At 64.3% G+C, this 26,632-nt stretch carries 24 protein-coding genes and 1 pseudogene; 18 read left to right on the forward strand and 7 right to left on the reverse strand.

Annotated elements, in window-relative coordinates; genetic code table 11:
• The first annotated feature begins 3 nt into the window (after positions 1-3).
• The 12 genes from prcB to NF551_RS08700 all read left to right on the forward strand — a co-directional run bounded on the left by prcB (position 4) and on the right by NF551_RS08700 (position 13,908).
• A complete protein-coding gene (gene prcB, locus NF551_RS08645) occupies positions 4-828 on the forward strand; it encodes a proteasome subunit beta (RefSeq protein ID WP_227896657.1) in 825 nt (274 codons plus the stop codon).
• 3 nt (positions 829-831) lie between these two features.
• Entirely contained in the window at positions 832-1,587 is a 756-nt protein-coding gene (gene prcA / locus NF551_RS08650; protein WP_227896656.1) for a proteasome subunit alpha, read from the forward strand.
• Positions 1,587-2,948, forward strand: coding sequence for a Pup--protein ligase (gene pafA / locus NF551_RS08655; RefSeq protein WP_227896655.1), 1,362 nt, complete (start codon positions 1,587-1,589; stop codon positions 2,946-2,948). The genes prcA and pafA overlap by 1 nt, the downstream gene beginning before the upstream one ends.
• A 156-nt stretch (positions 2,949-3,104) precedes the next feature.
• A complete protein-coding gene (locus NF551_RS08660; protein WP_227896652.1) occupies positions 3,105-3,986 on the forward strand; it encodes an FKBP-type peptidyl-prolyl cis-trans isomerase in 882 nt (293 codons plus the stop codon).
• A 48-nt stretch (positions 3,987-4,034) separates the two neighbouring features.
• Positions 4,035-4,430, forward strand: coding sequence for an FKBP-type peptidyl-prolyl cis-trans isomerase (locus NF551_RS08665; RefSeq protein ID WP_227896651.1), 396 nt, complete (start codon positions 4,035-4,037; stop codon positions 4,428-4,430).
• A gap of 108 nt (positions 4,431-4,538) precedes the next feature.
• Positions 4,539-6,548 carry a helix-turn-helix transcriptional regulator gene (locus NF551_RS08670; protein WP_227896650.1) on the forward strand — a complete coding sequence of 670 codons (2,010 nt, stop codon included), beginning with the start codon at positions 4,539-4,541 and terminating at the stop codon, positions 6,546-6,548.
• 74 nt (positions 6,549-6,622) lie between these two features.
• Entirely contained in the window at positions 6,623-6,952 is a 330-nt protein-coding gene (locus NF551_RS08675; protein ID WP_227896649.1) for a hypothetical protein, read from the forward strand.
• A 32-nt stretch (positions 6,953-6,984) separates the two neighbouring features.
• A complete protein-coding gene (gene tatA, locus NF551_RS08680; protein WP_227896648.1) occupies positions 6,985-7,293 on the forward strand; it encodes a Sec-independent protein translocase subunit TatA in 309 nt (102 codons plus the stop codon).
• Between the two features lie 47 nt (positions 7,294-7,340).
• Positions 7,341-8,126 (forward strand): twin-arginine translocase subunit TatC, encoded by a 786-nt coding sequence (gene tatC / locus NF551_RS08685; protein WP_227896647.1) that lies wholly within the window; start codon positions 7,341-7,343, stop codon positions 8,124-8,126.
• A 30-nt stretch (positions 8,127-8,156) separates the two neighbouring features.
• Positions 8,157-11,006, forward strand: a complete 2,850-nt coding sequence (locus tag NF551_RS08690) for a DEAD/DEAH box helicase (protein ID WP_227896646.1) — start codon at positions 8,157-8,159, stop codon at positions 11,004-11,006.
• Between the two features lie 92 nt (positions 11,007-11,098).
• On the forward strand, positions 11,099-12,739 hold the full coding sequence (locus NF551_RS08695) for an amidohydrolase (RefSeq protein WP_227896645.1): 1,641 nt from the start codon (positions 11,099-11,101) through the stop codon (positions 12,737-12,739).
• A 440-nt stretch (positions 12,740-13,179) separates the two neighbouring features.
• Positions 13,180-13,908, forward strand: a complete 729-nt coding sequence (locus tag NF551_RS08700) for a polyprenol monophosphomannose synthase (protein WP_227896644.1) — start codon at positions 13,180-13,182, stop codon at positions 13,906-13,908.
• Positions 13,909-14,022: 114 nt separating this feature from the next.
• On the opposite strand, the gene NF551_RS08705 is transcribed toward NF551_RS08700, so the two are convergent.
• The 4 genes from NF551_RS08705 to NF551_RS08720 form a co-directional block, all read right to left on the reverse strand.
• A complete protein-coding gene (locus NF551_RS08705; RefSeq protein ID WP_091604785.1) occupies positions 14,023-14,370 on the reverse strand; it encodes an RNA polymerase-binding protein RbpA in 348 nt (115 codons plus the stop codon).
• Between the two features lie 216 nt (positions 14,371-14,586).
• A complete protein-coding gene (locus NF551_RS08710; protein WP_227896643.1) occupies positions 14,587-15,564 on the reverse strand; it encodes an SPFH domain-containing protein in 978 nt (325 codons plus the stop codon).
• 114 nt (positions 15,565-15,678) lie between these two features.
• On the reverse strand, positions 15,679-16,191 hold the full coding sequence (locus NF551_RS08715) for an NfeD family protein (protein ID WP_331460419.1): 513 nt from the start codon (positions 16,189-16,191) through the stop codon (positions 15,679-15,681).
• A 154-nt stretch (positions 16,192-16,345) separates the two neighbouring features.
• On the reverse strand, positions 16,346-17,185 hold the full coding sequence (locus NF551_RS08720; protein WP_227896642.1) for a methyltransferase domain-containing protein: 840 nt from the start codon (positions 17,183-17,185) through the stop codon (positions 16,346-16,348).
• A 79-nt stretch (positions 17,186-17,264) separates the two neighbouring features.
• On the opposite strand from NF551_RS08720, the gene NF551_RS08725 reads away from it, so the two are divergent.
• A complete protein-coding gene (locus tag NF551_RS08725) occupies positions 17,265-19,349 on the forward strand; it encodes a S9 family peptidase (protein ID WP_227896641.1) in 2,085 nt (694 codons plus the stop codon).
• Between the two features lie 39 nt (positions 19,350-19,388).
• Here the strand turns inward: NF551_RS08725 and NF551_RS08730 are convergent, their stop codons facing one another.
• Together NF551_RS08730 and NF551_RS08735 are read right to left on the reverse strand one after the other, a co-directional pair.
• Positions 19,389-20,030: a peptide deformylase gene (locus tag NF551_RS08730; RefSeq protein ID WP_423722025.1), complete on the reverse strand. Its 642-nt coding sequence runs from the start codon at positions 20,028-20,030 to the stop codon at positions 19,389-19,391.
• 149 nt (positions 20,031-20,179) lie between these two features.
• On the reverse strand, positions 20,180-20,482 hold the full coding sequence (locus NF551_RS08735; RefSeq protein ID WP_191746586.1) for a DUF4193 domain-containing protein: 303 nt from the start codon (positions 20,480-20,482) through the stop codon (positions 20,180-20,182).
• Between the two features lie 874 nt (positions 20,483-21,356).
• Between NF551_RS08735 and NF551_RS08740 the strand changes: the two genes are divergently transcribed.
• The 5 genes from NF551_RS08740 (at position 21,357) to NF551_RS08760 (ending at position 25,671) form a co-directional block, all read left to right on the forward strand.
• Positions 21,357-22,385, forward strand: a complete 1,029-nt coding sequence (locus tag NF551_RS08740; RefSeq protein WP_227896917.1) for a tyrosine-type recombinase/integrase — start codon at positions 21,357-21,359, stop codon at positions 22,383-22,385.
• A 52-nt stretch (positions 22,386-22,437) separates the two neighbouring features.
• Entirely contained in the window at positions 22,438-22,737 is a 300-nt protein-coding gene (locus tag NF551_RS08745) for a helix-turn-helix domain-containing protein (RefSeq protein WP_252604959.1), read from the forward strand.
• A 182-nt stretch (positions 22,738-22,919) separates the two neighbouring features.
• Positions 22,920-24,197, forward strand: coding sequence for a hypothetical protein (locus NF551_RS08750; protein ID WP_227896639.1), 1,278 nt, complete (start codon positions 22,920-22,922; stop codon positions 24,195-24,197).
• Positions 24,198-24,430: 233 nt separating this feature from the next.
• Positions 24,431-24,916, forward strand: coding sequence for a hypothetical protein (locus NF551_RS08755; protein ID WP_227895816.1), 486 nt, complete (start codon positions 24,431-24,433; stop codon positions 24,914-24,916).
• A 188-nt stretch (positions 24,917-25,104) separates the two neighbouring features.
• A complete protein-coding gene (locus tag NF551_RS08760) occupies positions 25,105-25,671 on the forward strand; it encodes a hypothetical protein (RefSeq protein ID WP_227895815.1) in 567 nt (188 codons plus the stop codon).
• 104 nt (positions 25,672-25,775) lie between these two features.
• Here NF551_RS08760 and NF551_RS08765 read toward each other — a convergent pair.
• Positions 25,776-26,389: pseudogene (locus NF551_RS08765) on the reverse strand (SDR family oxidoreductase); the annotation flags it as partial.
• Positions 26,390-26,632 lie beyond the last annotated feature (243 nt).

Raw genomic sequence — 26,632 nt, forward strand, 5'->3', positions numbered from 1 at the left:
CGGATGACTCAACCGGACCCGGCACAGGCGGTCGCGGCGGCAGCCGGCTCATCGTTCAGTGAGCACTTGAGCCGCCACCATCCCGACCTGCTTCCGTCGGCGCGGCGGCTGGGGTCCGTACCTGCAGGATCGGCAGCCGGAGCCGCCCCGCAGGCCACGACCATCGTGTCGCTGACCTACGCCGGCGGCGTCCTGATGGCGGGGGACCGGAGGGCAACCATGGGTAACATGATCGCCAGCCGCCATATCCGCAAAGTCTTTCCGGCGGACAATTACTCCGTGCTCGGCATCGCCGGGACGGCAGGGATCGCGCTGGACATGATCCGGTTGTTCCAGGTGGAGCTGGAGCACTACGACAAGATCGAGGGCACTCCCATGAGCCTGGACGGCAAGTCCAACCGGCTCGCGGCCATGGTCCGCCAGAACCTTCCGCTGGCACTGCAGGGCCTGGCGGTCATTCCCCTTTTCGCCGGATACGACACCGACCGTCACGAGGGCCGGATCTTCTCCTACGACGTCACCGGCGGACGGTACGAGGAATACGAGCACCACAGTGTGGGCTCGGGTTCCGTCTTTGCACGCGGGGCCCTGAAGAAGCTCTGGCGGCCTGGCCTGGATGAAGAGGAGGCCGTGCGTGTTGCCGTAGAGTCCCTCTACGATGCCGCCGACGACGACTCCGCGACCGGAGGCCCGGACCTGGTCCGGAAGCTGTGGCCCGTGGTGTACATCGTTAATGCCGCAGGAATCCGCGAGATTCCCGAGCGGGAACTGCACCAGATGGCCGAAGAGCTCGTGGCACGGCGTTCAGTCGCCGGGCTGGAGGCATAGGCGATGACACAGCAGTTCTACGTATCGCCCGAGCAACTCATGAAGGACCGGGCGGATTTCGCCCGGAAAGGCATCGCCCGCGGCCGTTCCGTGGTGGTGCTCACCTGCCGTGACGGCATAGCTCTCGTCGCCGAGAACCCGTCGCCCTCCCTCCACAAGCTCGGCGAGATCTACGACCGGATCGGTTTTGCGGCGGTGGGAAAGTACAACGAGTTCGAAAGCCTCCGGCAGGCCGGAGTCCGCTACGCCGACGTGCGGGGATATTCCTATGCCCGGGAGGACGTTTCCGCTCGGGGACTGGCCAGCGTCTATGCCCAGAGCCTCGGTTCGGTTTTCACCACCGAAGGCAAGCCGTTCGAAGTTGAACTCGCGGTCGCCGAAGTAGGGACCGAACCGTACAGCGACCACCTTTACCGCCTGACATTTGACGGTTCGATCGCGGACGAGAGCAACTACGTGGTCATGGGCGGGCAGGCGGACATCGTCAACGATTCACTGGCCCGGACCTGGTCTCCGGACACGTCCTTCAGCCAGGCCATCGAAGTGGCCGTGAAGGCGCTCTCTTCCACCCGGGTTGCTCCAGAAGCGGGATCCAACGGCGAACCGCCGGCGTCCCCGCCCGAGCTGCTGGGGGCCGGCCTTCTGGAGGTCGCCGTCCTGGACCGTGATCCGCTCTCTACCCGGGGGACTGTCCGGGCTTTCCGCAGGATTGGAACCGTTGAGCTGGACCGCTTGCTGGCCGGCGCGGAAGGAGACTGATGGACCGCAGGATCTTCGGTGTGGAAACTGAATTCGGGATCGCCTACTCGGGACCGGATTCGCGGCCTCTTTCACCGGAAGAAGTGGCGCGTTACCTCTTCCGCAAGGTAGTCAGCTGGGGAAGGTCATCGAACGTCTTCCTGACCAACGGATCCCGGCTCTACCTCGACGTCGGATCGCATCCCGAATACGCCACGGCGGAATGTGACGACCTGGCTCAGCTGATCGCCCATGACCGGGCCGGTGAACTGATCCTCGACGACCTCGTAGACGAAGCGGAGGAACGGCTGCAGGCAGAAGGATTCAACGGGAGCGTCTACCTCTTCAAGAACAACACTGACTCCGCAGGTAACTCCTACGGCAGCCACGAGAACTACCTCATTCCCCGCCGCCTGGAATTCTCCCGCCTGGCCGACATCCTGATCCCGTTCCTGGTCACCCGGCAGCTGCTTGTTGGGGCCGGAAAGGTCCTGAAGACACAGTCGGGTTCCCTGTACGCGTTCTCCCAGCGCGCCGACCACATCTGGGAAGGCGTGTCCTCCGCAACGACCCGTTCGCGCCCGATCATCAATACCCGCGATGAACCCCACGCCGACGCCGAGCATTACCGCCGCCTGCACGTCATTGCGGGCGACTCCAACATGTCCGAGACCACCTCGATGCTCAAGGTCGGGACAGTGGACCTGATGCTGCGGATGATCGAGGCAGGCGTGATCATGCGCGACCTCAGGCTGGAGAATCCGATCCGCAGCATCCGGGAAATTTCCCACGACCTCACCGGATCGGCCCCGCTGAAACTGGCCAACGGGTCCAGCATGACCGCCCTGGAGCTGCAGCACATCTATCTGGAGCGTGCTGCGGACTTCGTGGACGCGAACGGTGCGCACAACCGGTATGTTCCGCGCATCCTCGACCTGTGGGGCCGCGCCCTGGACGCTGTCGAAACCGGCGACATCTCAGGGATCGACACCGAAATCGACTGGGCCATCAAGAAGAAGATCGTTGACCGCTACGCCGAGCGCTCAGGGTTGGACATGGGATCCCCGCGCCTGGCCCAGATCGACCTCACGTACCACGACATCTCCCGCAAGCGCGGACTGTTCTACCTCCTGCAGTCCCGCGGAGAAACCGCGCGCGTGGTCGACGACAGTGACATCAAGGAAGCGGTGGATGTCCCGCCGCAAAGCACCCGGGCCAAACTGCGCGGCGACTTTGTCCGCCGGGCGAAAGCTGCCAACCGTGATTTCACCGTCGACTGGGTGCACCTGAAGCTCAATGACCGCGCCCAGCAGACAGTGCTGTGCAAGGATCCGTTCGCCGCCGTGGATGAGCGGGTGGAAGCGCTGCTGTCCACCCTCTGACCCGCGGCACCCCTGCTTTCCGGAGCTCAGGCGCCACTGTCCTAGGCTCCTCTCAGGTGTACGCGTTAGGGTGGGACATGCTGTCCGGATGCGCATGCACCGCTGCGGCGCCCGCTTCCGGGAACAGTCACATTGTCCGCCACTGAAAGAAGTACTGTGCGAAAAGTACTAGCTATACTCCTGCCCGCCCTCCTCCTGCTGACCGCCTGCTCGGGCGATGACAGCAGCGGTCCACTGTCCTCAGTCAAGGTCAGCTCCAACGGCGACGGCAGCGTCCCCACCGTGGAGTTCGACACGCCGCTGACCGTTGATGAGCCCACGCTGGTGCGGGTGAACGACGGCGACGGGGAGGAACTCACCGAAGGCCAGACGGCATCCGTCCGCCTTGTGGTCCTTGACCCCGAGAACGGGGAAGCAGGCCAGGAGACATACACGGCCGAGACGGCCGAGGACATCGCCGTGGACGAGTCCCTCAAGCAGGGCAATGAGCAGATGTACAGCGCCCTGGTTGGTGCGCCTGTCGGCTCCGACTTCGCCTACTACGTTCCCGGCAGCGAAGACTCCGGAACGCAGAACCAGTTCATCGTGTTCACGTTGACCGATGCCCGCGACATTCCGACGCGTGCCTGGGGCACCGACGTCGATCCCGTCGAAGGCCAGCCGGCCGTGACCCTGGATGACGACGGCAAGCCCACGATCACCGTGCCGGAGGCAGACGCACCCACCGAACTCATCGCCCAGGACCTGAAGAAGGGCGACGGGGCTGTCGTTGAAGCTGATGACACCGTCACGGTGCAGTACCACGGCGTGAAGTGGTCCGACGGTTCCGTCTTCGACTCCAGCTGGGAGCGGGGAACGACCATGTCCTTCGGCCTGGATCAGGTGGTTTCTGCCTGGACCGAGGGACTGGCCGGAAAGACAGTTGGCTCCCAGGTGCTGATTGTGGCACCTCCCGCCACGGCCTACGGCTCTCAGGAGGGCCACGAGCTCCAGAACGAAACCCTCGTGTTCGTCGTGGATATCCTCGAGGCGAAGTAGCCGTTTTAGCCGGATAAGATTGCAGGCAGTCCCAAACGAAGGAGTTCCATGTCATTCGGAAAGCGCGAGTACGACCGGCAGAAGCCGGAAATCGATTTCCCGGAGCACGATGCCCCGACAGACCTCGTCATCGAGGACATCGTTGTTGGTGACGGTGCCGAGGCAAAGCCCGGGGACACCGTCTCCACCCACTATGTCGGCGTAGCGTTCTCCACCGGGGAAGAGTTTGATGCCTCCTGGAACCGCGGTGCCCCGCTGGACTTCAAGGTCGGAATCGGCCAGGTCATCCAGGGATGGGACCAGGGCCTGCTGGGAATGAAGGTCGGCGGACGCCGCCGCCTCGAGATTCCCGCACACCTTGCGTACGGTGACCGGGGCGCCGGCTCTGCCATCGCCCCGGGGGAGTCCCTGATCTTCGTCGTGGATCTGCTCGGCGTCCGCTAAGGACGCAGCAGCTCCCTCCGCATCCAAGGGCGGACAGGCGGGCGTCGTTCAGACGCCGCTTGTCCGCCCTTGGCGTGTTTGACGCCGCACGGGCGGTAGATTAGCCGTGTGTCCCAGCAACCTGCCGAAAAACGCACTGAACGCCTGCTCAACCTGGTCATAGCCATGCTCTCCAGCCGGCGTGGCTTCACCAAGCATGAGCTGTTTGAAGAAATCGAACTCTACTCTGAAGCCGCCTCCACGGAAGCCCGCGAAAAGCTCTTCGACCGGGACAAGGCCTTCCTGCGCGAGCAGGGCATTCCGGTGGAGTCCTACAGCGACGACGCCCTCTTCGAGGGGGACAACACCGTCCAGCGCTACCGGATCCGCAGCGAGGAGTACCGGCTGCCCGAGGTGACTTTCAGCAGCGCCGAATCAGCCGTGCTCGCCCTGGCCGCCCAGATGTGGGAACAGGCAGCGCTGGGTTCCGCAGCGGCCCGCGCAGTGCGCAAGCTCCGGGCACGCGGCGTGATTGCCGAGGATGCGGCTGCCAGTCCCATCCAGCCCGGGATCCGGACCAGCGATCCAACCTTTTCGGCCGTGTTCCGTGCCACGGCCGGCCGCGTGCCCATCACCTTCGGCTACCGGGCAACAGGCGGCACGGAAGCCACCCGGCATCTTGAGCCGTGGGGAATGGGCTCGCGCTACGGGCATTGGTACGTCGTCGGCTGGGACAGGGACCGGCAAGCCGAGCGCTACTTCCGCCTCTCCCGAATGACGACGGCGGTCAAGACCGGCCGCGGTACCTACACAGTTCCTGCACACTTTGACATCCATGCCTCCCTCGCATCACTCGATGCGGTTTTTCCGGCGCAGAGGGCAGTGGTCGACGTGCGTTCCGGAGCCGGCGCCGAACTGCGGCTGCGCGCCGGAACAGCAAACGCAACCGGCCCGGAGCCGGAAGGACTCAGCGCGCCGGCAGCCGGAAAAGACCGGATCAGCCTCACGGTCACCGATCTTGACGGGCTCGCCGCGGACGTTGCGGCGCTGGGGCCGGCTGCCGAGGCAGTCCATCCTCCCGAGCTGCGCAGCATGGTGCAGGCCGCTCTGATGGCCGCCCGGGAGAGACAGCTGGAACCCGTTCCGGAGTTCCCCGAGCCCGCAGCGCCCCGGACCAGGGCACCGAAGGCCGCTGGGGCGCAGGAGCGGCTCAGCCGGCTGCTGGACCTGGTCCCGTACATCCTCGCCAACCAGGGCGCGGACCTGGAGGAAACCGCCGGCAGGTTCGGCGTGAGCGCGGAGCAGCTCGCTGCGGACCTGAACCTCTTGTTCGTCAGCGGTCCGCGCTACTACCCCAACGGGCTCATGGACGTGGATTTCGAGACGGGCGAGATCTTCATCGACAACGCCGACAACCTCTCCCAGCCCGTCCGGCTGTCCATGGATGAGGCCGCCGCCCTCATTGTCGGCCTCGACACCCTGGCCGCCCTGCCGGGTGCTGCCCCCACTGACGCCGTCGCCAGTGCCCATGCCAAGCTCAGCGAGGCGGCCGGAACCGCCGGGACCGCCGGGTCCGCCATAGCCGCCGCGGTCCTCCCATCGGGGGCCGCACCGGCCCTCCTTGAGGACCTGCGCCGGAGCGTCAGCGACAAGCGCCGGCTCTCGATCCGGTACGTGGTGCCCAGCCGCGACGAGGTTTCGGAGCGGGTCATCGATCCCCGCCGCATTTTCTCCGAGAACGACACGTGGTACTTAGACGCCTGGTGCCACCGGGCCGAAGCGACCCGGTTTTTCCGGATAGACCGGATCGTGGACTGGGAGGACGCCGGCGCCGTTCCCCCGGACACCCCGGAACCCGTCCAGCAGTTCCCTGCCAGCCTGTTCACCGCGGGGGAGGCCGATGAGTCCGTCACAATCCGCCTTCTGCCCGACGCGTCCTGGGTAGCAGAAGCGTATTCGGCAGAGCTCAGCACCGCACTGCCGGACGGCAGCCAGGTTGTTGTCCTGCGAACTCCTGCCACGGGCTGGATTCCGGGATTCATCGGGCGTCTGGGCGGAGCGGCGTCCGTAGCGGCACCCGAGGAACTGCGGAGCGCCACAGCGGCCTGGCTCGATGCTGCCCTGGAAAACTACGCGTGAACTGCTCATGACACCCCGCGTGCCGGAAACCGCAGCGGCATAGGGTGCTTGCCACGCTCCACTATGCTGGGACCATGCCTTGGTGGTCGTGGATCGTTATATGGGTTGCCGTTACGGCGGTTGCCCTGCTGCTGTATGTGCTGATCGGCATCCGGCTCTTCCGCAAGTTCATGGCGGTGCTGGGCGAAGTGCAATCAGCCGGGTCCCGGTTGTCCTTTGCGCCTCCTGCCCCCTCGCCGGTAGCTGCGGACTCACTGCCGGCGGTGTTCCTCGATCCTGCCGCTGCGAGGCGCCGGTACGAGGACGGCAAGGCAGAACGGAAAGAGGCCCGGCGCGAACGCCGGGTCGAGCGGCGGCACCTCCGCGGGCAACCGCGGGCGTGGCGCGATATCCCCGGGCTCTGACATAAAATGGCTTGTAACGAAAGGACACCGGCATGCGCCTAGAAGGCTGGCATATTGTCATCATCATTGTTATTGCGATCCTCCTCTTTGGAGCTCCCAAGCTCCCGGGACTGGCACGCAGCGTTGGACAGTCCCTGCGGATCTTCAAGTCCGAGGTACGCCAGATGAAGGACGAGAACACGTCCGGAACAGCTGACGGCGAGCCCATGGAAGGCCGTGTCGTCAATAACCCGGCCAACCCGGCGCACCCTTCTGCCACGCCCAACCAGGGGCCGGCACCGACGCAGACACCGCCGCCGGGATCCACTCCCGGCACCGGTAATCCGCACACCACCCCGTAGCGGCAGTGGCGCTGAACCGAGGGCGCAAATCCAACCCTGAAGGGCGGATGGCCCTCAAGGAACACCTGAGGGAATTCCGCAACCGGCTGTTCAAGGCGGCAATCGCCGTCGTGCTGGGCACGGTGGGGGGATTCTTCCTCTACATGCCCGTCTTCAATGAACTGACTCGTCCTGTCCGGGAACTTTCGGAGCAGGAGGGGCGGCTCGCGACGATCAACTTCGACGGCGTCGCGACCTCCTTCGACCAGATGATCCAGGTCTCGGTCTTCATTGGCGTGCTGGTATCCAGTCCCTTCTGGCTCTACCAGCTGTGGGCGTTCATCACGCCCGGCCTGCGGACCAAGGAGCGCCGGGCCGCGCTGGGGTTCCTGGCTGCCGCCGTTCCGCTGTTCCTGGCAGGGGTGGGGCTCGCTTGGCTGATCCTTCCGAATGCCGTCGGTGTCCTCACTGACTTCACCCCCGAAGGCGCAGCCAACGTCATTACCGCCTCGGTGTATCTCGCCTTTGTCCTTCGGCTGCTGCTCGCCTTTGGCATTGCCTTCCTGATCCCCGTTGTCATGGTCGGGCTGAACCTGCTGGGGCTGCTCCCGGCGAGGACCATAGTCAAGTACTGGCGGATCACGGTCTTCATCATCTGCCTCTTCGCCGCCATGGCGGCCCCCGGCGGCGATGCCCTGAGCATGTTCTACCTTGCCGCACCGCTGCTGGTGCTCTTCGCCGTCGCCGTCGGCCTCTGCTTCCTTAACGACAAGCGCCGCACCCGCCGCAACGCAGCCAGGGAAGCCGCTGTGGACGCTGAGGCAGACAAGGCATCGACCCTCGAGGACATCTAGCCCTGCCCGAACACCGTTTAGGCTGGAGATATGACTTCCCCGTCTGAGCGGTACCAGGCCGCCAAAGAACGCACCGGACACGCACGGACCCGTCTGGCAGTCTTCGAGCAGTCCCTGGGCTTCGATCTCGACCCTTTCCAGATCGAAGCCTGCCGCTCGGTGGAGGCGGGACGCGGCGTGCTCGTGGCAGCACCGACCGGCGCCGGCAAGACGGTCGTGGGGGAGTTCGCCGTCTACATGGCGCTCGAACGGGGCCTCAAGGCTTTCTACACGACGCCGATCAAAGCGCTCAGTAACCAGAAGTACGTGGAGCTTTCGGCGTCTTACGGGCCGGAGAACGTTGGCCTGCTCACGGGGGACACCAGCATCAACCCCGACGCTTCAGTGGTCGTAATGACGACTGAAGTCCTGCGCAACATGCTGTACTCCAATTCCGCGACGCTGGATGACCTTGGCTACGTGGTCATGGATGAGGTCCATTACCTCGCCGACCGTTTCCGCGGTGCGGTCTGGGAAGAAGTCATCATCCACCTGCGCTCTGACGTGCAGCTGGTGTCACTGAGCGCGACGGTGTCCAATGCCGAGGAGTTCGGAGCATGGCTGGACACGGTCCGCGGGGATACCGACGTCGTCGTCACCGAGCACCGGCCGGTACCGCTGTGGCAGCACGTCATGGTGGGCCGGGACATCGTTGACCTCTTCGCCACCGATGTGTCCTTTGACGAAGCTGCGGACGATTCCGAGCGTCCGGCCGGCATTCAGGAAAAGGTGAAGGTCAACCCGGAACTGCTCGACCTGGCACGCAACGAATCCCGGCTGAACCAGCGCTCCCGCTGGGGTTCACAGCGGCCCGGCTCTGGCGGCCGCAAATACGAGCGGGGCCGCGGCAGTTCCGCTCCCGCCGCGCCGCAGACGCGCACCCCCCGGGCTTCCCGCCCGCAGGTCATCAGCCAGCTGGACAAGCGCGGACTGCTTCCGGCGATCACGTTCATTTTTTCGCGCAACGGCTGCGACGCCGCAGTCCGGCAGTGCGTCGACTCCGGACTGGCCCTGACCACGGAAGCTGAACGCCGGGTCATCGCGGCAATGGTGGATGAAGCCAGCCGGGACATTCCCGAAGACGACCTGGAGGTGCTGGGATTCTGGACCTGGCGCGAGGGGCTGGTCCGCGGCTTCGCGGCCCACCACGCCGGCATGCTGCCCACGTTCAAGGAAGTCGTGGAGAAGCTGTTCGCCGCCGGCCTGGTCCGCGCGGTGTTCGCCACGGAGACCCTCGCCCTGGGCGTCAACATGCCGGCACGCTCCGTGGTCTTGGAAAAGCTGGACAAGTTCAACGGTGAAGCCCACGTAGACATCACGGCGGGGGAGTACACGCAGCTGACCGGCCGCGCAGGACGCCGCGGAATCGATGTCGAAGGCCATGCCGTGGTCCTCTGGCAGCCCGGCACCGACCCCGCGGCGGTTGCAGGCCTCGCCTCGCGGCGCACCTATCCGCTGAACTCATCGTTCCGGCCGACCTACAACATGAGCATCAACCTCATCGCACAGTTCGGCCGCGACCGTGCCAGGGAAATCCTCGAGTCCTCCTTCGCCCAGTTCCAGGCGGACCGGTCCGTGGTTGGGCTGGCACGGCAGGTGCGTTCCCGGGAGGAATCCCTCACCGGGTACGAGAAGGCGATGACCTGCCATCTGGGGGACTTTTCCGAGTACTCGGCCATGCGCCGGAAACTTTCCGACCTGGAGCAGTCGGCCTCCAAGTCGAAGGCCCGCAGCCGCCGCAGCGCGGCCGCCGCTTCCTTGGAAACCCTGCGTCCCGGGGACGTCATCGATGTACCGGGCGGGCGCAGTCCCGGCTACGCAGTGGTCCTGACGCCGGACACCAGTGCGCGTGAACCCCGGCCAACCATCCTCACCGAAGACAAGCAGATCCGGCGCCTGAACGTGGGGGACCTGGATGGGCCCCTGGATGTGGTCTCGCAGATCCGGATCCCGAAATCCTTCAACGCCCGGACGCCCAAGGACCGGCGTGACCTGGCTTCATCGCTGCGCAACGCCTTGCGCGAACACCGCCCGCCCCGGCCCGCCGGCGGGCGCGGTGCCTCGCTGCATGCAACGGGTACCGAGCGGCAGGAGCAGGCGATTGCCGAACTGCGCCGTAAACTGCGTGCCCATCCGTGCCACGGCTGCAGCGAACGGGAAGACCATGCCCGCTGGGCCGAGCGCTGGTGGAAGCTGCGCCGGGAGACCGACAACCTGACCGCCCAGATCCGGGGCCGCACGAATACCATCGCCAAGACATTCGACCGTGTCAGCTCGGTATTGGAGCATTACGGATATGTCGCTCCGGATGCCGACGGAGTACCGCAGGTCACGCCTGCAGGCAGCAAGCTTCGCCGGATTTACGGTGAGCGGGACCTGCTGGCGGCGCTGGGCCTGGAACACGGGGCGTTCGACGATCTCGACGCCGTCGAACTGGCCTGCCTCGCCACGGCACTGGTCTACCAGCCCAAACGCGAAGAGCGCGGGCTGCGCCCGCGGATGCCCAGCGCCGTGCTCGACGGCGCCGTCGACATCCTGATCCGGCAATGGTCCGAGCTGACGGACCTCGAGGAAGCGGAGAAGCTGCCCCTGACCGGTGAACCTGAACTGGGCCTGGTCTGGCCGATGTACAAGTGGGTGCAGGGCAAGCACCTCCAGGTGGCCCTCAACGGCACCGAACTGGCGGCCGGCGACTTTGTCCGCTGGTCCAAGCAGGTGATCGACCTGATCGACCAGCTGGCCAAGGTGCCCGAGCTGCAGCCTGACCTGCGCCGGCGCTGCCGTGAGGCCATAGACCTGATCCGCCGCGGCGTCGTGGCCTACTCCGCCGTCAGCGAATAGCCGCCCGCCGGGCGGCCGCTTCCGGCTACGGTCAATTCTGTCGTCCCGCCGCGGACGGTTTAGCGCAGCAACTACGAAGAACAGGTGAGTCCTTGAACAGCACGGCCCCGGCGAATGAGCTGGTCCTTTACCGCAACGGTTCGGTTTACAGCTCGGCCGATCCTTTTGCGACCGCCATGCTCGTGGACGGCGGCACCGTCGCCTGGGTCGGTTCCGAGCAGGCGGCCACCTCGATCCAGGACTCCAAGATGCGGGTCGTGGATCTTCAGGGTGCCCTCGCTGCACCCGGCTTCGTCGACTCGCACGTCCACCTCACGGAGACCGGCCTGGCCGAATCTTCGCTGGACCTCTCCGGCGTCCGCTCCCTGGCAGAGCTGCTCAGCACTGTTGCCGCTGCAGCCGGTGAGTCCTCCGGGCTTCTGCTCGGGCACGGCTGGGATGAATCGGGCTGGCCCGAAGCGCGGATTCCCACTGCGGCAGAGCTGGATGCGGCCTCCGGAAACCGGCGGGTCTATCTGGCCCGCGCAGACGTGCACTGCGCCGTCGTTTCGGGGACCCTGGCAGCCGAACTCGGCCTGTCCGGCATGGATGGCTGGGACAACGGCTTTGTGACCCGCGGTGCCCATGAGGCTGCCCGCACCGCATCCCGCAATCTGAGCCTTCAGGAACGTGCCCGCTTCCAGCGTGCCGCCTTGGACCTGGCTGCCTCCCGGGGAATCGTAGCAGTGGCCGAAATGGCGGCTCCCCATATTGCTCCACCGGAGGACCTGCGCCAGCTCCTGGGCCTTGAAGGCACACTCGGTTCCGTTCCCGGCCCGCAGGTCCTGCCGTACTGGGGCCAGCTGGCAACCACTGAACAGGACCTGGCAGACCTGCGGGAAGCGTTTGGCGGTAAACTCCTGGGCCTTGCCGGAGACTTGAACATTGACGGTTCCTTCGGCGCCCGGACAGCGGCGGTGCGGCTCCCGTATGCGGATGCTCCGGAGACTTCGGGAAGCCTCTACCTGGGCGAGGAAGAGGCAGCCCGGCACCTTGAACTGGCCACCCGCGCCGGCCTCCAGGCCGGTTTCCACGTCATCGGCGACGCAGGGCTGGACACAGTGCTGGCAGCACTGCGCCGCGCAGCGGAGGCCGTGGGGGAGCAGAAGCTCCGCGCGGCGCACCACCGCCTGGAGCATGTGGAACTGACTGACGACGGCGCCATCGCTGAACTGGTCCGCTTTGGGGTCACTGCCAGCATGCAGCCGTCCTTCGACGCCGCCTGGGGCGGCGGCAGCGGCATGTACAGCCAGCGGCTGGGCAGCCGGAGCAGTTCCATGAACCGCTTCGCGTCGCTGCTTTCCGCCGGGGTTCCCGTAGTCTTCGGTTCTGACGCACCCGTTACCGCGCTTGATCCCTGGCGAACGGTCCAGGCGGCCGTGTCCCATTCCAACCCCCAGGAGCGCATCTCCGCCCGGGCCGCGTTTATTGCCCATACCCGGGCAGGCTGGCGTGCCGCCGGGACCGGCAATCCGATGCTGGGCCAGCTTGCACCCGGAACCCCGGCCTCGTTTGCTGTCTGGGAGGCCGACGAGCTGATGGTGCAGACTCCCGACTCGTCCGTAGCGTCCTGGAGCACCGATCCCCGGGCAGGAACACCGTTGCTTCCCGCCTTGGACACCGGTTCACTTCCGCGCTGTCTGCAGACCGTGCACCTCGGTACGGAACTGTACCGCGCACCGGATTTCAATTAGGGGTCCGAATATTCCCCTTGGAACTTCTCTGGAAACCCCCTCTGACCTGCAATTACGTAGAAGTCGCCTAGTCAGCATTGTGTTGACACTCTCCGCTCAGCACGTAGGCTAAGGGGACTGCGGACCGGAGACGCCTTGTGCCGATGCCAGTCCGTGAGGCCCGTGCACACGTGCGTGGGGGGTGGTGGTTCGTCCACCAGAAATGTGTTCGGCCACCAGCAGCAACGCATTGGGGTGGGTTCATCCGTCAGTAGAAAACAGGTCCGGCTTGCCCGGGACTGGCCCGAAGACGGCGGAACCCGCCCCTCTGTGCGCCTGCGCATCCAACGTACCCGCACGGGCGTCTGCCCGGACGCGTCCCATATACTGGGAGACCTGCCTATCGGCAGTACCCCTCCGGGCCGCGATCAGCGCGGCTCGTGTTTGTTGAAAGGCCATGCGTGCGCGTCCTCACCATCATCCCCACCTACAACGAGATCGAGTCGCTACCCAAGACCCTGGCACGGCTGCGGGCCGCTGTACCTGACTCGGACGTGCTGATTGCGGACGACAACAGCCCCGATGGTACAGGCGCCTTCGCCGACGAACAGGCAGCCCGCGATCCGCAGGTCCATGTCCTGCACCGCAAGGGCAAGGAAGGGCTTGGCGCTGCCTACATCGCAGGCTTCCGCTGGGGTCTGGACAAGGGTTACGACATCCTCGTGGAGATGGACGCCGACGGCTCCCACAAGCCCGAGCAGCTGCCGCTCCTCCTCGACGCCTCGAAGGAAGGGGCTGACCTGGTCATCGGTTCCCGCTGGGTACCGGGCGGGTCGGTTGTGAACTGGCCACTGCACCGCAAGCTGCTTTCCCGCGCGGGGAGCACGTATTCACGGTTCATGCTGGGAATCCCGGTCCGCGATATCACGGCCGGGTACCGCGCCTTCCGCCGCACCACCCTGGAGAAACTGGACCTCTCCGCCGTTGAATCCGTGGGCTACGGCTTCCAGGTGGACATGACGTTCCGGGTAGCGCGGCTGGGCCTGACCATCAAGGAAGTTCCCATCACCTTCGTCGAGCGAGAGTTTGGCGCGTCGAAGATGAGCGGCAACATTGTTTTTGAAGCGATTGGGAACGTGACCAAGTGGGGCCTGGGCGCCCGCTGGGAGAAACTAACCCGCCGGGGCTGAGCCCCCGGACAGACACACCGGGTACGGCAAAGGCCGGCTGCCGTTACGGCAGCCGGCCTTTGTACGTCCGGAGCGGGTCCTGCCGGCGTCTACCGGAAGGCAGGGAGACAGCTGCTAGGAAGCAGCACGCTCCCCGCGGCGTTCGCGCAGCTTGTCCAGGCGATCTTGGAGGATGACCTCAAGCTCTTCGATGCTGCGGCGTTCGAGCAGCATGTCCCAGTGCGTACGTACAGGCTTGTCGTTGCTGGTGTCCGGCTTCTCGCCGTCAACCAGCAGGGCTTCCTTACCGGTCTTGGAAACCCATACCGGAGGAACCTCGGCTTCAGCGGCAAAGGTCACGAACACCCGTTCGCCGTCCTCGCACCGGTATTCGACACGCTGGCGGGGAGCCGGCTCCACACCGGATTCCGTCTCCATGCTCTGCGCACCCAGTCGCATACCCCGCAGGCTACGATCGCTCATTATCTCTCCCTCAATCAGTTTTCGAAGGACCGCTGGGGTCCATCTTTAGTGCTCGCTGCGCCGAAGGGGCAGCCCCCCGTGCTCTGTGCAGCACCAAACGGTTCGTCTGGTAGAACGCCGCAGCCGCAAATCCTGTTCCCGGCAGAGCTGACTTACAGCCCATACCCCGGCAAACAACCAATTATACCGGCAGCCGGGCAGCGGCACGTACCGGGTCTAAGGAGCCTGTTCCCCGGAGCCGACCGGAACACCGGTGCCGGTGCCTGCAGCGGAGCCAGGCGCAGCGACGGGGGAGGAGGGACCGGGCTTCACATCGGGAAGGAAATCTCCCAGTGCTGATCCCACGCCCCGCAGTGCCTCGCCCAGCTCGCTCGGGATGATCCACAGCTTGTTGGCGCTTCCCTCTGCCAGCTTCGGCAGGGTCTGCAGGTACTGGTAGGCAAGCAGCTTCTGGTCCGGGTTGCCCTTGTGGATCGCATCGAAGACCTTCTGGATGGCCTGTGATTCACCGTCTGCCCGGAGAATCGCTGCCTTGGCGTCACCCTCAGCCGCCAGGATCGCAGCCTGCCGACGGCCTTCTGCGGTAAGGATCTGGGACTGCTTGGTACCTTCGGCGGTCAGGATGGTTGCACGGCGTTCACGCTCGGCACGCATCTGCTTTTCCATGGAGTCCTGGATGGACAGGGGCGGCTCAATCGCCTTGAGCTCAACCCGGGAGACCCGGATGCCCCAGCGGCCGGTGGCTTCATCGAGGACCCCGCGCAGCTGGCCGTTGATCCTGTCGCGGGAGGTGAGCGCTTCCTCGAGGTTCAGCCCGCCGACGACGTTTCGCAGCGTGGTGGTGGTGAGCTGCTCGACGGCGTGGATGTAGTTCGCGATTTCATACGTTGCGGCCCGGGCATCCGTGACCTGGAAGTACACGACAGTATCGATGGAGACCACGAGGCTGTCCTCGGTGATCACCTGCTGCGGCGGGAAGGAAACGACCTGCTCACGCAGGTCAAGCAGCGGCAGGAGCCGGTCGACGAATGGAATGAGGATGTTCAGTCCAGGGTCCAGCGTCCTCAGGTACTTGCCGAGCCTTTCCACCACGCCGGCCCGCGCCTGGGGGATAATCCGGACGGATTTGACCAGGACGACCAAGACGAAGATGACCAGGACGGCCAAAACGATAAGCACTACGGTGGTTTCCATATTCCCCCTTGAAAGGTGGCCGGTGCCTGGGTGGTCCGGCCTCTGTCTGCCCCCGTTCCAGCGGAGGACTGTGGCCTTCGGGCGGAGCCGTCGGGCCAAGGATTCGGTTCGGTACTACCGGCCGGAAAGCCCGTCGCCGCTGCCCGGCTCCACGCCCCTGCCGCGGCCGGGCTTCAGCGGTTCGACGACCGCCGTCGCGCCCTCAATGCGGGTGACGGATACTTCTTCGCCTGCGGGAAGCAGGGATCCATCACCGGACCGGGCGGTCCAGGTGTCACCGGCGAGCTTCACGGTGCCGGTGCGCGAGCCGACGGGTTCCAGGGTGAGCGCAGCTTCGCCGATCAGGCGGTCAATGTTGGACCGGTGCTCTTTGGTGCCCATCTTCAGGTGCTTGAGGCCGATGGGCCGGACGACCACGATCATCAGCAGGGCCACAACACAGAACAGGACTACCTGAAGGAACAACGGAGCGGCAAGGACAGCGGCAAGCATCGCGGCGAGGGCACCTGCGGACAGCATGGCGAAGAAGAGATCCAGCGTCAGTGTCTCTATGGCAGCAAAGCCGAGAAAGAGCACCAGCCAGACAACCCAGCTGTAATTGACGAGCCAATCGAACAGTTCCTGCATGATGCTTCCCTCCGGCTCAGTCCGGTCGGTGTTTGGGCGGCGGGCTGAGAAAGTTTGCTGGTCCTTGGGCACATTCTGCCTGACTTTCCGTGCTTAACCTAGGCGTCCGCGGAGCCCGGGCGCGCCCCGCGGGCGGCGCTGCGCACCCGGCGGGCTAGACGGCGGCGAAACGGGAAACAGAAAAAGCCGCGCTTACGGACAGGGGAAATGACGCTGAGTCCAGCGTGTGCTCCAGGCCTGCCCGGTCGAGATGGTGGGCCGAAGGCCCCATCAGTGCGGCGTTCATTGTGTCAGTGCGGCTGAGGTCCATGCTGTATTCGACGCGCCGGGAGGCTTCCAGCGTGAAGCCCGGGCCGAGTGCCTGCGCGACGTGCTCATCCTTCCCGGCGCCGATGCCCAGCAGCCCGGCTATCGCACGGAGTTCGCGCAGATGGGACGGCAGGGGCGTGACCACTACCAGCGCCCCGCCGGGAACAAGGACGCGCCGGAACTCCTGCGGATTCCGGGGGGCGAAGACATTCAGCACAAGATCTGCCGCTCCGTCAGCCAGCGGCAGCGGCCGCCAGACATCCCAGACGAGCGCAAAGCCGGACGGCAGCGCCCGGGCGGCGCGGCGGAGAGCGTACTTGGAAATATCAAGGGCAACCACCTCGGAGGCATCCAGTGCCTTTGAGACTTCGGCGAGGTAGTACCCGGTGCCGGCACCGGCATCAAGGATGACTGGATTCGCAGCTGCCGTTGTACCCAGATCTGTCAGTGCCTGTGCCAGGGGGGCATAGTGTCCTGCACCCAGGAAATCGGCCCTCGCCTGGACCATGTCGGCCGTATCCGCCTGGAACTTGGTTCCGGCTCCTGTCAGCAGATTGAAATAGCCCTGCTTTGCGGCGTCGAACCCGTGTCCCTGAGGACAGCCCAGCCGGCGGCGCCCGGCGTCCGCAAGCAGTTTCTCCCCGCAGGCGGGGCAGACCAGCAGCGGCCGGGATTCGATGGGCATACCTCCCATCCTAGGCGGCCGCGGCTGGCCGGCGCCTGCCGATCAGAGTGAGCCGGGACACCTTGCTAAGCTCGGTTCCGTGAAACCCAGTGACCTTCCCTTCCTGAATTCCGTATCCGAACCCACCCTGCACCCGGACGCCAGCCGTGCCGTCGTCTCCGTGCAGCGCCCTGATTTTGCTGCCGATGCCTATGTGGGCCAGCTGTGGAATATTCCCCTGGACGGCGGAACACCCTCCCGCCTGACCCGCGGTTTCAGCGATACCGCTCCGCAGTTCTCGCCGGATGGGAGCACACTGGTCTTCCTTCGCTCCCATGCCGGAGGCCGCCCGCAGCTGTTCGCCATGCCGGCTCCCGGCGGCGAACCCGTGCAGCTGACTGACCGGTTGCTGGGCGTGTCCTGGTTCCGGTTCGCACCCGATTCCACGCGCCTGGTCTTCTCCTCCCGGGAACCTGAGCAGGGCCGGTACGGAACGGTCGACGGCGTAGGCCCCGGTGCCGAGGACCCGCGCCTGATCACAACACTGAAGTACCGGATGAACGGGCTGGGATACTCCGGCGACAAACACGCCCAGGCTTTTGTCCTCGCCCTTCCCGATCCCGGCGGCGAACCTTTTATCCGTCCGGTGGGGCGGGCAGCGGTGGACAACGGCGGCGCCGCCGCCGACGGGCTTCCCGAGGCACGGCAGCTCACCCGCTGCGGAACGGATGTCCAGAACCCGGTCTTCAGCGCGGACGGAACACGTGTCCTCTTCACCGCTGCGCTGCATGAAGGCGCAGATGCTGACCTGGTGACCGACGTCTACGAGGTCAGCGCTGACGGACCGGGGGAGGAGCCGCGCAGGCTTACCAATCTGGCCGGCGGTCCCCGCCTTGGCGCCAGCTACCCGGTCCAAAGCCCGGACGGAGCGTGGCTGTACTACTTGGCGCAGGACCTTTCGGATACCGGACGGGACTTCGTGGCACGCAACACCGCCCTGTACGCCGCCCCGGCCGGCAACCCCGCCAACGCCGTCCGCCTCACCGATCCCGAGACCGTTGACCTCGCAGGGGGAGGGATCGTTCCCGAGCACGGTGCCGTCCTGGTTTTCAACCTCCACCGCGGGGCAACCCAGCTGCTCCGCGTTGATGCAGCCGGAACCATCGACACTCTCGTCGCGGGTCCGCGCGTAGTCACGGGTGCGGCGTCCGCGGCAGGAACCGTCGTCGTCTCCTTCACTGATCCCGGTACTGCGGGAGACGTAGCGGCCGTGGACAGCGAAGCCCCGGACAACATCCGGGTGCTGAGCGACTTCTCCGCCGATTTCCGTGCCTCCGCCGGCGTGCTCGAACTCCGGGAAGAAACGCATCCCTCTGCCGACGGCTATCCGGTCCATGGCTGGGTTGTCCTGCCGGAGGGCGAAGGACCGCACCCGGTCCTGCTGAACATCCACGGCGGACCGTTCTCGCAGTACGGCTGGGGCCTCTTCGACGAGGCGCAGACCTATGCTGCGGCCGGGTATGCAGTGCTGATGTGCAACCCGCGCGGCTCCTCAGGGTACGGACAGCAGCACGGCCGTTCTATCCAGGCAGCGATGGGCACGCTGGACCTGCAGGACGTGCTGGGATTCCTGGAGGGCGTCCTGGCCGCACACCCGGACCTCGACGCCGGACGCCTGGGCGTAATGGGCGGTTCCTACGGCGGGTACCTGACGGCATGGACCATTGCGCAGGACCACAGGTTCACTTCCGCCATTGTGGAGCGCGGCTTCCTCGATCCGCTGTCCTTCATTGGATCCTCGGACATCGGATGGTTCTTTGCGGAGGCCTACACGGGATCTGATCCCCAACACATCCTCACGCAGAGCCCCTTTGCCCAGGTGGACAAGGTCCGCACACCCGCCCTGGTGATCCACTCCGAGGAGGACCTGCGCTGCCCGGTTGAACAGGCACAGCGCTATTACACAGCCCTGAAGCTGCGCGATGTCCCCACCGAACTGCTCCTGTTCCCGGGCGAGAACCATGAGCTGTCGCGGACAGGAACGCCCTGGCACCGCCGCCAGCGCTTCGAGCACATCCTGCGGTGGTGGGCCAAGTGGCTGCCGACAAGCCAGAACCCGGCTGCGGAAGAAGCCGGCGAAGCCGAAGACAACACCGGGGCACGGGTACCGGCACCCCAGGCGTAGGAAGTCTCAGCGGGCTGCGGACGCCCGGCGTACCTGGACTCAGAACCCCAGGATGCGCCGGGCGTCGTCGATTCCGGGTGCAGCCCAGCGCACGAATTCGGAGTTGGAACTCAGTGATCGGGTTAGTGCCTTGTCCACGTAGACAATGCCGTTGAGGTGGTCTGTTTCGTGCTGGACGATCCGTGCCGGCCAGCCGTGGAACTCCCGCCGCCGCGCGATGCCTGCCTCGTCGTCGTAATCCAGCCCCACCGAACGGTGGCGGATGACGACGCCCTGATAGCCCTCGAAGGACAGGCAGCCTTCGTAGAAGGCTGCGGTCTGCTCATCCAGCGGCTCATAGCGCGGATTCATGATCGTAAAGAAGGGCAGCGGTGAGCGTTCGCGCAGTTCCGCTGCTTCCGGTTCGGGGGCGTAATTGTCCTCCAGGACTGCGATCCGCAGCGGAATGCCGATCTGCGGCGCGGCCAGTCCCACCCCGGGCGCATCGTGCATGACGCGCCGCATGAGGGCAATCAGCGCAGCCAGCTCGTCATCGTTGAGCTGGCCGTCAAACGGCACGGCCGGGCGGCGGAGGGCGGGGTGCCCCAACTGCACGATCGGCACCAGCTCAGATTCGAGCATGGGCAGGACAAGTTCGCGGATGGCCGTGGACGATTCCGCTGAGGAGGGTTCGTAGATCACGCGTTAATCCTAGTGGGCGGCAGTGCCAATGCCGGATCCAGCCCTTACCTGCTCCTTTGCCGCCGGGCATGCTCCGGGCATAAGAAAGGCCTGAGGCATCGCTGCCTCAGGCCGGACTTTTTTTGCACGCGGGTGCAGGGGAGTGGCTGCTAGCCTTCGCAGTCCACGCAGTACTTGTCGCCGTTCTTCTCCCGTGCAACCTGGGAACGGTGGCGAACGAGGAAGCAGGACATGCAGGTGAACTCATCAGCCTGGGCCGGAACAACCTTGATCAGCAGTTCCTCACCGGAGAGATCCGCGCCGGGCAGGTCGAACCCGTCGATGGCGTCGGACTCCTCGACATCGATAACCGCTGTCATCGCTCCGCCGCGCTGCTGTGCCTTCAGGCCCTCCAGCGAGTCGGTGGGCTGGTCTTCTTCCTTGACGCGCGGGGCATCGTAATCGGTAGCCATGTGTAGTGCTGTACTCCTGAATTTGTGGGGGGGTTCGAGCGTAGATCATATAGCTGAAGCAGCCGATCACACCAAACGGCCGCCGCTTGGGTCGGAATGAGGCGTCCGGGGAGTCCGAATGGTCAGTTCCCTTCCTGAAGAAGCCGACACGGCCTGCGGCCCGGAGTGCCTGATGGGTCTTCCTGCAGACAATCCCCTTGCATTTACAGGTCGACGCCCGTACAACGACGCTTCCCCTGGAAATGTTCCCGGACGATCAGCGATGCGTTATGTCAACCCGTTCCAGGGCAGGCGAGGCTTCACGGGGGATTATGTCAACCAGAAATGGGCCGCCCAACAAACGCCAACATGACGAGAAACACGCAAGGACCTTTTACAATCCGGGAGTTCCGAGTCTGGTGTTACAAGAGTGGCCGGGCACGGAGCTTCAGCCGGGGCGCTGTTGAATGCCGCAGACGGGCCGGCGAGCCGCTTGGTACAAACGGCGGCAATAATGTGAGGCAGGCCACTTTCAGGCCCTGTTCTTTAACGCCGATAATCTACATTATGTCAACTAGAAGACGGCACATTCCAGGAAAGTGCGAATAGGCCGGTCCGCTGACACCTGCCCCGTTTGGCGCGTGAATCCGGGGAACAAGGCGTAATGACAGCCCGAAGAAGAACGCTGGATGATTCTTCATCCACGCGGGCGGCCTGCCCAAACCGGCGTCTGACTAGGCGTTTTAGTACGACGATTGACCAAGTTCGCATAATATGCGAAAGTTTCGCACATGACGCAGAGACGAACATGACGGGTTTACCGCCCGGGGTTGTCCCCCTTCAGCTGGCCCAGGGCCTGCCCGTACTCCATCCCGAGGAACTTGTGTGGGTGGAGATGCTCAATGGATGGTGCAACCAGCAGCTCGGCCGCAACCTGTCCTTCACGACAATCGACCAGCGAATCGCGAACATCGAACGGTTCAGGCGGTTCACGGAAAAGTACCCGTGGCACTGGGAGGTGACAGACATGGATGACTTCTCCCTGGAACTTCGCGGGGTCCGCGGTGTTAGCCACTCGACGATGCTCAACTATCAAGGATCGGTCCGGCTCTTCATGGAGTATGTGACTGATTCAAGTTACGGCTGGGCTGAAGAGTGCCTGAAGCGGTTCGGAACCCATCCTGCGCAAATAGCCTTCGAATGGAACACGGCAAGGCATCGCGAAGACTCTATGGGCGGTCCGAAGAAGCGCCCCTACACCCGGGAAGAATTGCAGGTCCTCTTCGACTGCGCGGACAACCATGTCGTGGCTGCCCAGCGGTCCGGCCACAAAGGCTGGGCGGCCTGGTTCAGGCTCGCAACGATGATGAAAACTGCCTACGCATGGGGACTGAGACGCAATGAGGTCCGGCAACTGGAGCTGGCGGACTTCGGGCGCAACCCGGCCGCCAAAAGCTTCCGGGGTTTCGGGATGGTTTACGTGCGCCATGGGAAAGCCAAGGCCGGATCGCCGCCCAAGCACCGAACGGTCGTCACCGTGCCCCAAGCCGATTGGGCAGTCGACTGTCTCCGGGACTGGATCGATGACATCCGGCCCCGAATCGGCTCAGCGCAGACCAACGACTACGTATTCCCATCCGAGCGCAACGGAGCGATGACGGCTGATGCCCTCAGCCGGGCATTCACCGTCATCCGGAGAGAAGCAGGCCTTGGCGACGGCCTGGACTTCCACTCACTGCGCCGCTCCTACGTCACACACCTTATCGAGGACGGATACGACGCGTTCTTCGTGCAGCAACAGGTCGGGCATGAACATGGTTCCACCACGTCGATCTACACTGGCGTATCCCCCGATTACCGGAACCGTGTGGTGCAGCAAGCCTTCAACCAAATGGCTGCCGAACTAGGCCAGACAGCGGAATGAGAGGCAGAGAATGAATCGGCGTATCGAACACAAATGGCGGCTCCGGGAGATCATGGCAGCCAGAGGCCTGAACAACATTTCAGACCTGCTCCCCTTGCTCACCGACCGCGGCATCACCTTGTCGGACTCACAGATATACCGGCTGGTAGGGCAGAAGCCGGAACGTATGTCATTGGCGCTGCTGGGTGCGATTACCGACGCCCTGGAATGCTCCGTCGAGGATCTCTGCCACTTCGAAGCGGTATCATCCAACAGCCGGCTTCGACGGACCGTTGGCAGCACGGCCGAGCCCATATCGCTGAATGAAACCATCCGGCCACGGCGTGCCCGGATCCGCCCCACCGACCGATGAACAGCAGTCCCCGGACCTGCGCCCGCTGCACCCGCACAGGTGTGAAGTTTGCCGTCACGTGGCCGGAAGGCAGCATCTGCCGGCGCTGTCATCAGCGGATCACTCGCATCCACGGGGTCTGCCCCGGCTGCGGGGAACAGCGGCTCCTGCCCGGCCTCTCCCCTTCCGGGGAGACTGTTTGCGTGGATTGCGCCCAAATTCCGGCAAACTTCCACTGCACCAGGTGTGGAGTTGAGGATGAGCCGGTCCGGACGGGTCTCTGCGCGCGTTGCTGCCTGAAAGATGACCTCGGAGATCTGCTGCGCGATGAGCACGGCGGCATCGCTGAGCATATGCTCCCGCTTTATCGGGCACTAACAACACAAGCGAACGCGCGCAGTGCCAGGGTCTGGATGATTACCAATAAGCCGGCGAAAGAGCTGCTGCGCGCCCTGGGGACCGGCTCAGCCTCCCTCACACACGAAACATTTACTCAGCACCCGACACCGGGAAAAGTTCAGCATCTGCGCAAACTGATGATGAGTTTGGAAATGATCGAGGAACGCAACGGGCGCATCGAACGGTTTGAAATCTGGCTCGACCAGAAGTTGCTGAAAGTCCCCTCCCCGAAGCGCAAGCGGCTAATCGCGCAATTCGCGAGGTTCGTCCACTTGAACCGGATGCGCCATCTGGCCAGCCACAACAGCCTCAAGGAAGGCACCCTGCTGAGTGCTCGTCAGTCCACCTCGACGGCCATCGAGTTCCTCGAGTTCTTGGACGGGCGCGGAAAGGACCCTGGTGAATGCACCCAGGAGGACATCAACGATTGGCTGGCGGGAGGGCCAACAACCCGAAGCCTCGCCCGCACGTTCGCCAGATGGGCCATGGGAGCCCGGCACATCCCTAAACTCGACTTCCCGTACCGCGTAGCCAAGACGCTTCCCCGACTTAGCCAAGACCGTCGTCTGGAGTTGATTCGCCGTGCTCTAGACGATGATGAACTTGACTCCGGCGACCGCGCTGCATGCCTACTCATGCTCCTCTTCGGCCAGCCCCTCACGCGAGTCGCCGCCATGAAGATGGAGCAGTTTTTGCACTCCGACGACGGTGGTTTGCAGGTCGTTTTCGGCGAGGACCCGATCGAAGTCCCAGCCGTTTTCAGCCCAGTCTTCAAGGACTACCTCGCCAACCGGCCAAATACGAATACCGCCTCCAACCCAGGCTCGCCCTGGTGCTTTCCCGGATTCAGCCCGGGCGAGCACATTAGCGCGAACCGCCTCATGATTCGATTGCGTGAGGTGGGAATCGATTTGCAGGGAGCAAAGAATGCAACCCTCCAGGAACTTGTCCTGTTGATACCGCCGGCCATTGCAGCCGATGCCTTGGGCTACAGCTATCAGGTGATGGACATCCACGAACAACGCGCTGGTGCCCGCTGGAAGGCGTACCCCGAACTTGTGAGATCCCAAAGCAAGGACTAATCAGGGATGGCGGCCCCAGCCACCCTGACACGCGCCGGAACCGAAGAATCGGCCCGAAGTGGTAGGAATTGGCCGGTTAGGCAAATGCCGGGTTACCAGTAGGCCAGTACCACTTAGCCCCTATCCGGAGGAGTTTCCGACACGGCCTTTTTAAATCCGAGCCAGGAATGCAGATGCTGCGGCCGCCGTGAAGGCGCGACGAATTGCGGTAACTACCATGTATCCCCCTAGGTATGGCTGCCAAAGTCGGCAGGTGCGGCAGAGTCTACGTAAAAAATGGCTACGATATTCGGACCGATGAAAGGGGTGTAAAATACTCGATTCCAGAAACCGAGCCCCAGGGCTCAATGAATGGTGCGTTCTACCTGCCAAAGGATGCTCCGGCGTCAGGCGAGGTGAGCATTATGGGTACTGTCGATGGCAATTGCGGGACGGCCACCCTCACCGGCGCCGGTAAGAGCTTTTTCACTGCATACGCCATAAAGCCGTGGTTCGGTGCGGCGTTCAAACACACTTGGCGAGTTGCCGTGTCATCATCGTCGGGTTATCAGGTCTACAACCTTGACGGGTTCGCACCTCTAATTGGCAACTGGTCCACCAGCCGCTCCATCTCGTTCGCCGGCAAACCCTACAACGGGTGGGTCTCCACCGGCACCGTGACCACCCGGATTGGTGCTGTCTGCGGTTCGATGACGCCCGGGGACCTCTGGTACTCGTAAAGACGGCACAGAGGCCCCGATTGGAGAGGACATTTCCGATCGGGGCCTCTGGCTTGAAGCGAACCATTTACTGAAGGCAAGCCGAATGCGATGCTGGGCACCATCGACCAGTCTCGGTCCGTCCGACAAAGGAAGGAGTCGCTATGCGGGGAATAAGGCATAAACGGGGGACTGTTTGGCCAGAGGATATGGCCATCCGGATTGACGACCACGCGCAGAATCTGAAGATGCTGCTCTTCATCCGGCAGGCCTGGATGATCGCCCAGCACATCGAGATCCCGGAACTCAGCCCTGTGCCTTCGATAGGTGCATCTAAGATCCCGGAGTCCGCACGCCGCGAGGTGTGGGACGAACGCTGGAAGCAGGAATGGGGCCGCAGCTGGGCCTGGTTCAATGTGAGCAGGGTTCAAGATGCGCCACTCTCACAGGAAGAGATGCAGAATCTCTCCAGTCCTGGGCAGGGGCTGCACCCGATTGTGCCACCGTTCTGGCCAGTCGAATACGGCGAAGACGGGTTAGACCTGGTGGCCTTCAGCGCCTGGGACAGACAGACAATGCCGGACTTCCCTTCCAGCTCCGAACAAGATAGCCTTCCGGCGCTGGTCAAGGCATGGCAAGACGGGCTTACGACAATCATCGTGCTCCCCTATTTGGGGTACTTCGCTCAGCGTCTAAACGACAGCCACCTAGTCGTCTCAGCTGAGACAAGGAATGACCCGGAGCTCTACACTCGTGCGCTCCAAACTCGCCGCTGATGCCGAGTAATGCGCAGCCACCAGAGAGTATCGGGCTACTTGTACGGGCCCGGCACCCCGCGCCGGCCGCAAGTCCCGGCGCGGGCAGGAGAGCGCGGCTGCCGCTAGTGCCCCATGCTGCCGCCGCCGTCGCCGTCGACGGGGATGACAGCTCCGGAGATGTAAGGGGCTTCATCGGAGGATAGCCAGCGGATCACCCGGGCGATCTCTTCCGGCTCAGCAAAGCGTCCCGCCGGGATTCCTTCGAGATAGTGGGCCTGCATCTCGTCGGAGACTTCGTTGAACATGTCGGTCTTCACGAAGCCGGGCATGATGACGTTCGCAGTGATCCCCCTGGACCCCAGCTCCCGCGTCAGGGACCGTGCGATGCCGATGAGCCCGGCCTTGGACGCTGAGTAGTTGATCTGGCCGGCGGCGCCGTAGATAGCGGACACGGATGAGACCAGGACGATGCGCCCGCTGCGCTTTTCATCATGCCCTTGGACGCGCGCTTCACGGCACGGAAAGCGCCGGTGAGGTTGGTGTCGACGACGGAGGTGAAGTCCTCCTCGCAAATGCGCAGGAGCAGCTTGTCGTTGGCGATTCCGGCGTTGGCCACCAGGACGTCCACGGGGCCATGGGCTGCTTCGACTTCCTTGAAGGCTTCGTCGATGCTTTCTGAGTCCGTGACATCAGCCCGGACGGCCAGGATGCCTTCGGGCAGGTCGGCGTCGGACCGCCGGCCATTGCAGCCGATGCCTTGGGCTACAGCTATCAGGTGATGGACATCCACGAACAACGCGCTGGTGCCCGCTGGAAGGCGTACCCCGAACTTGTGAGATCCCAAAGCAAGGACTAATCAGGGATGGCGGCCCCAGCCACCCTGACACGCGCCGGAACCGAAGAATCGGCCCGAAGTGGTAGGAATTGGCCGGTTAGGCACATGCCGGGTTACCAGTAGTAGTCTGCGTATCGCATCAAA

Origin of the sequence: Arthrobacter caoxuetaonis (genome assembly GCF_023921125.1) — a bacterium.
GTDB classification, from domain to species: Bacteria; Actinomycetota; Actinomycetes; order Actinomycetales; family Micrococcaceae; genus Arthrobacter_B; species Arthrobacter_B caoxuetaonis.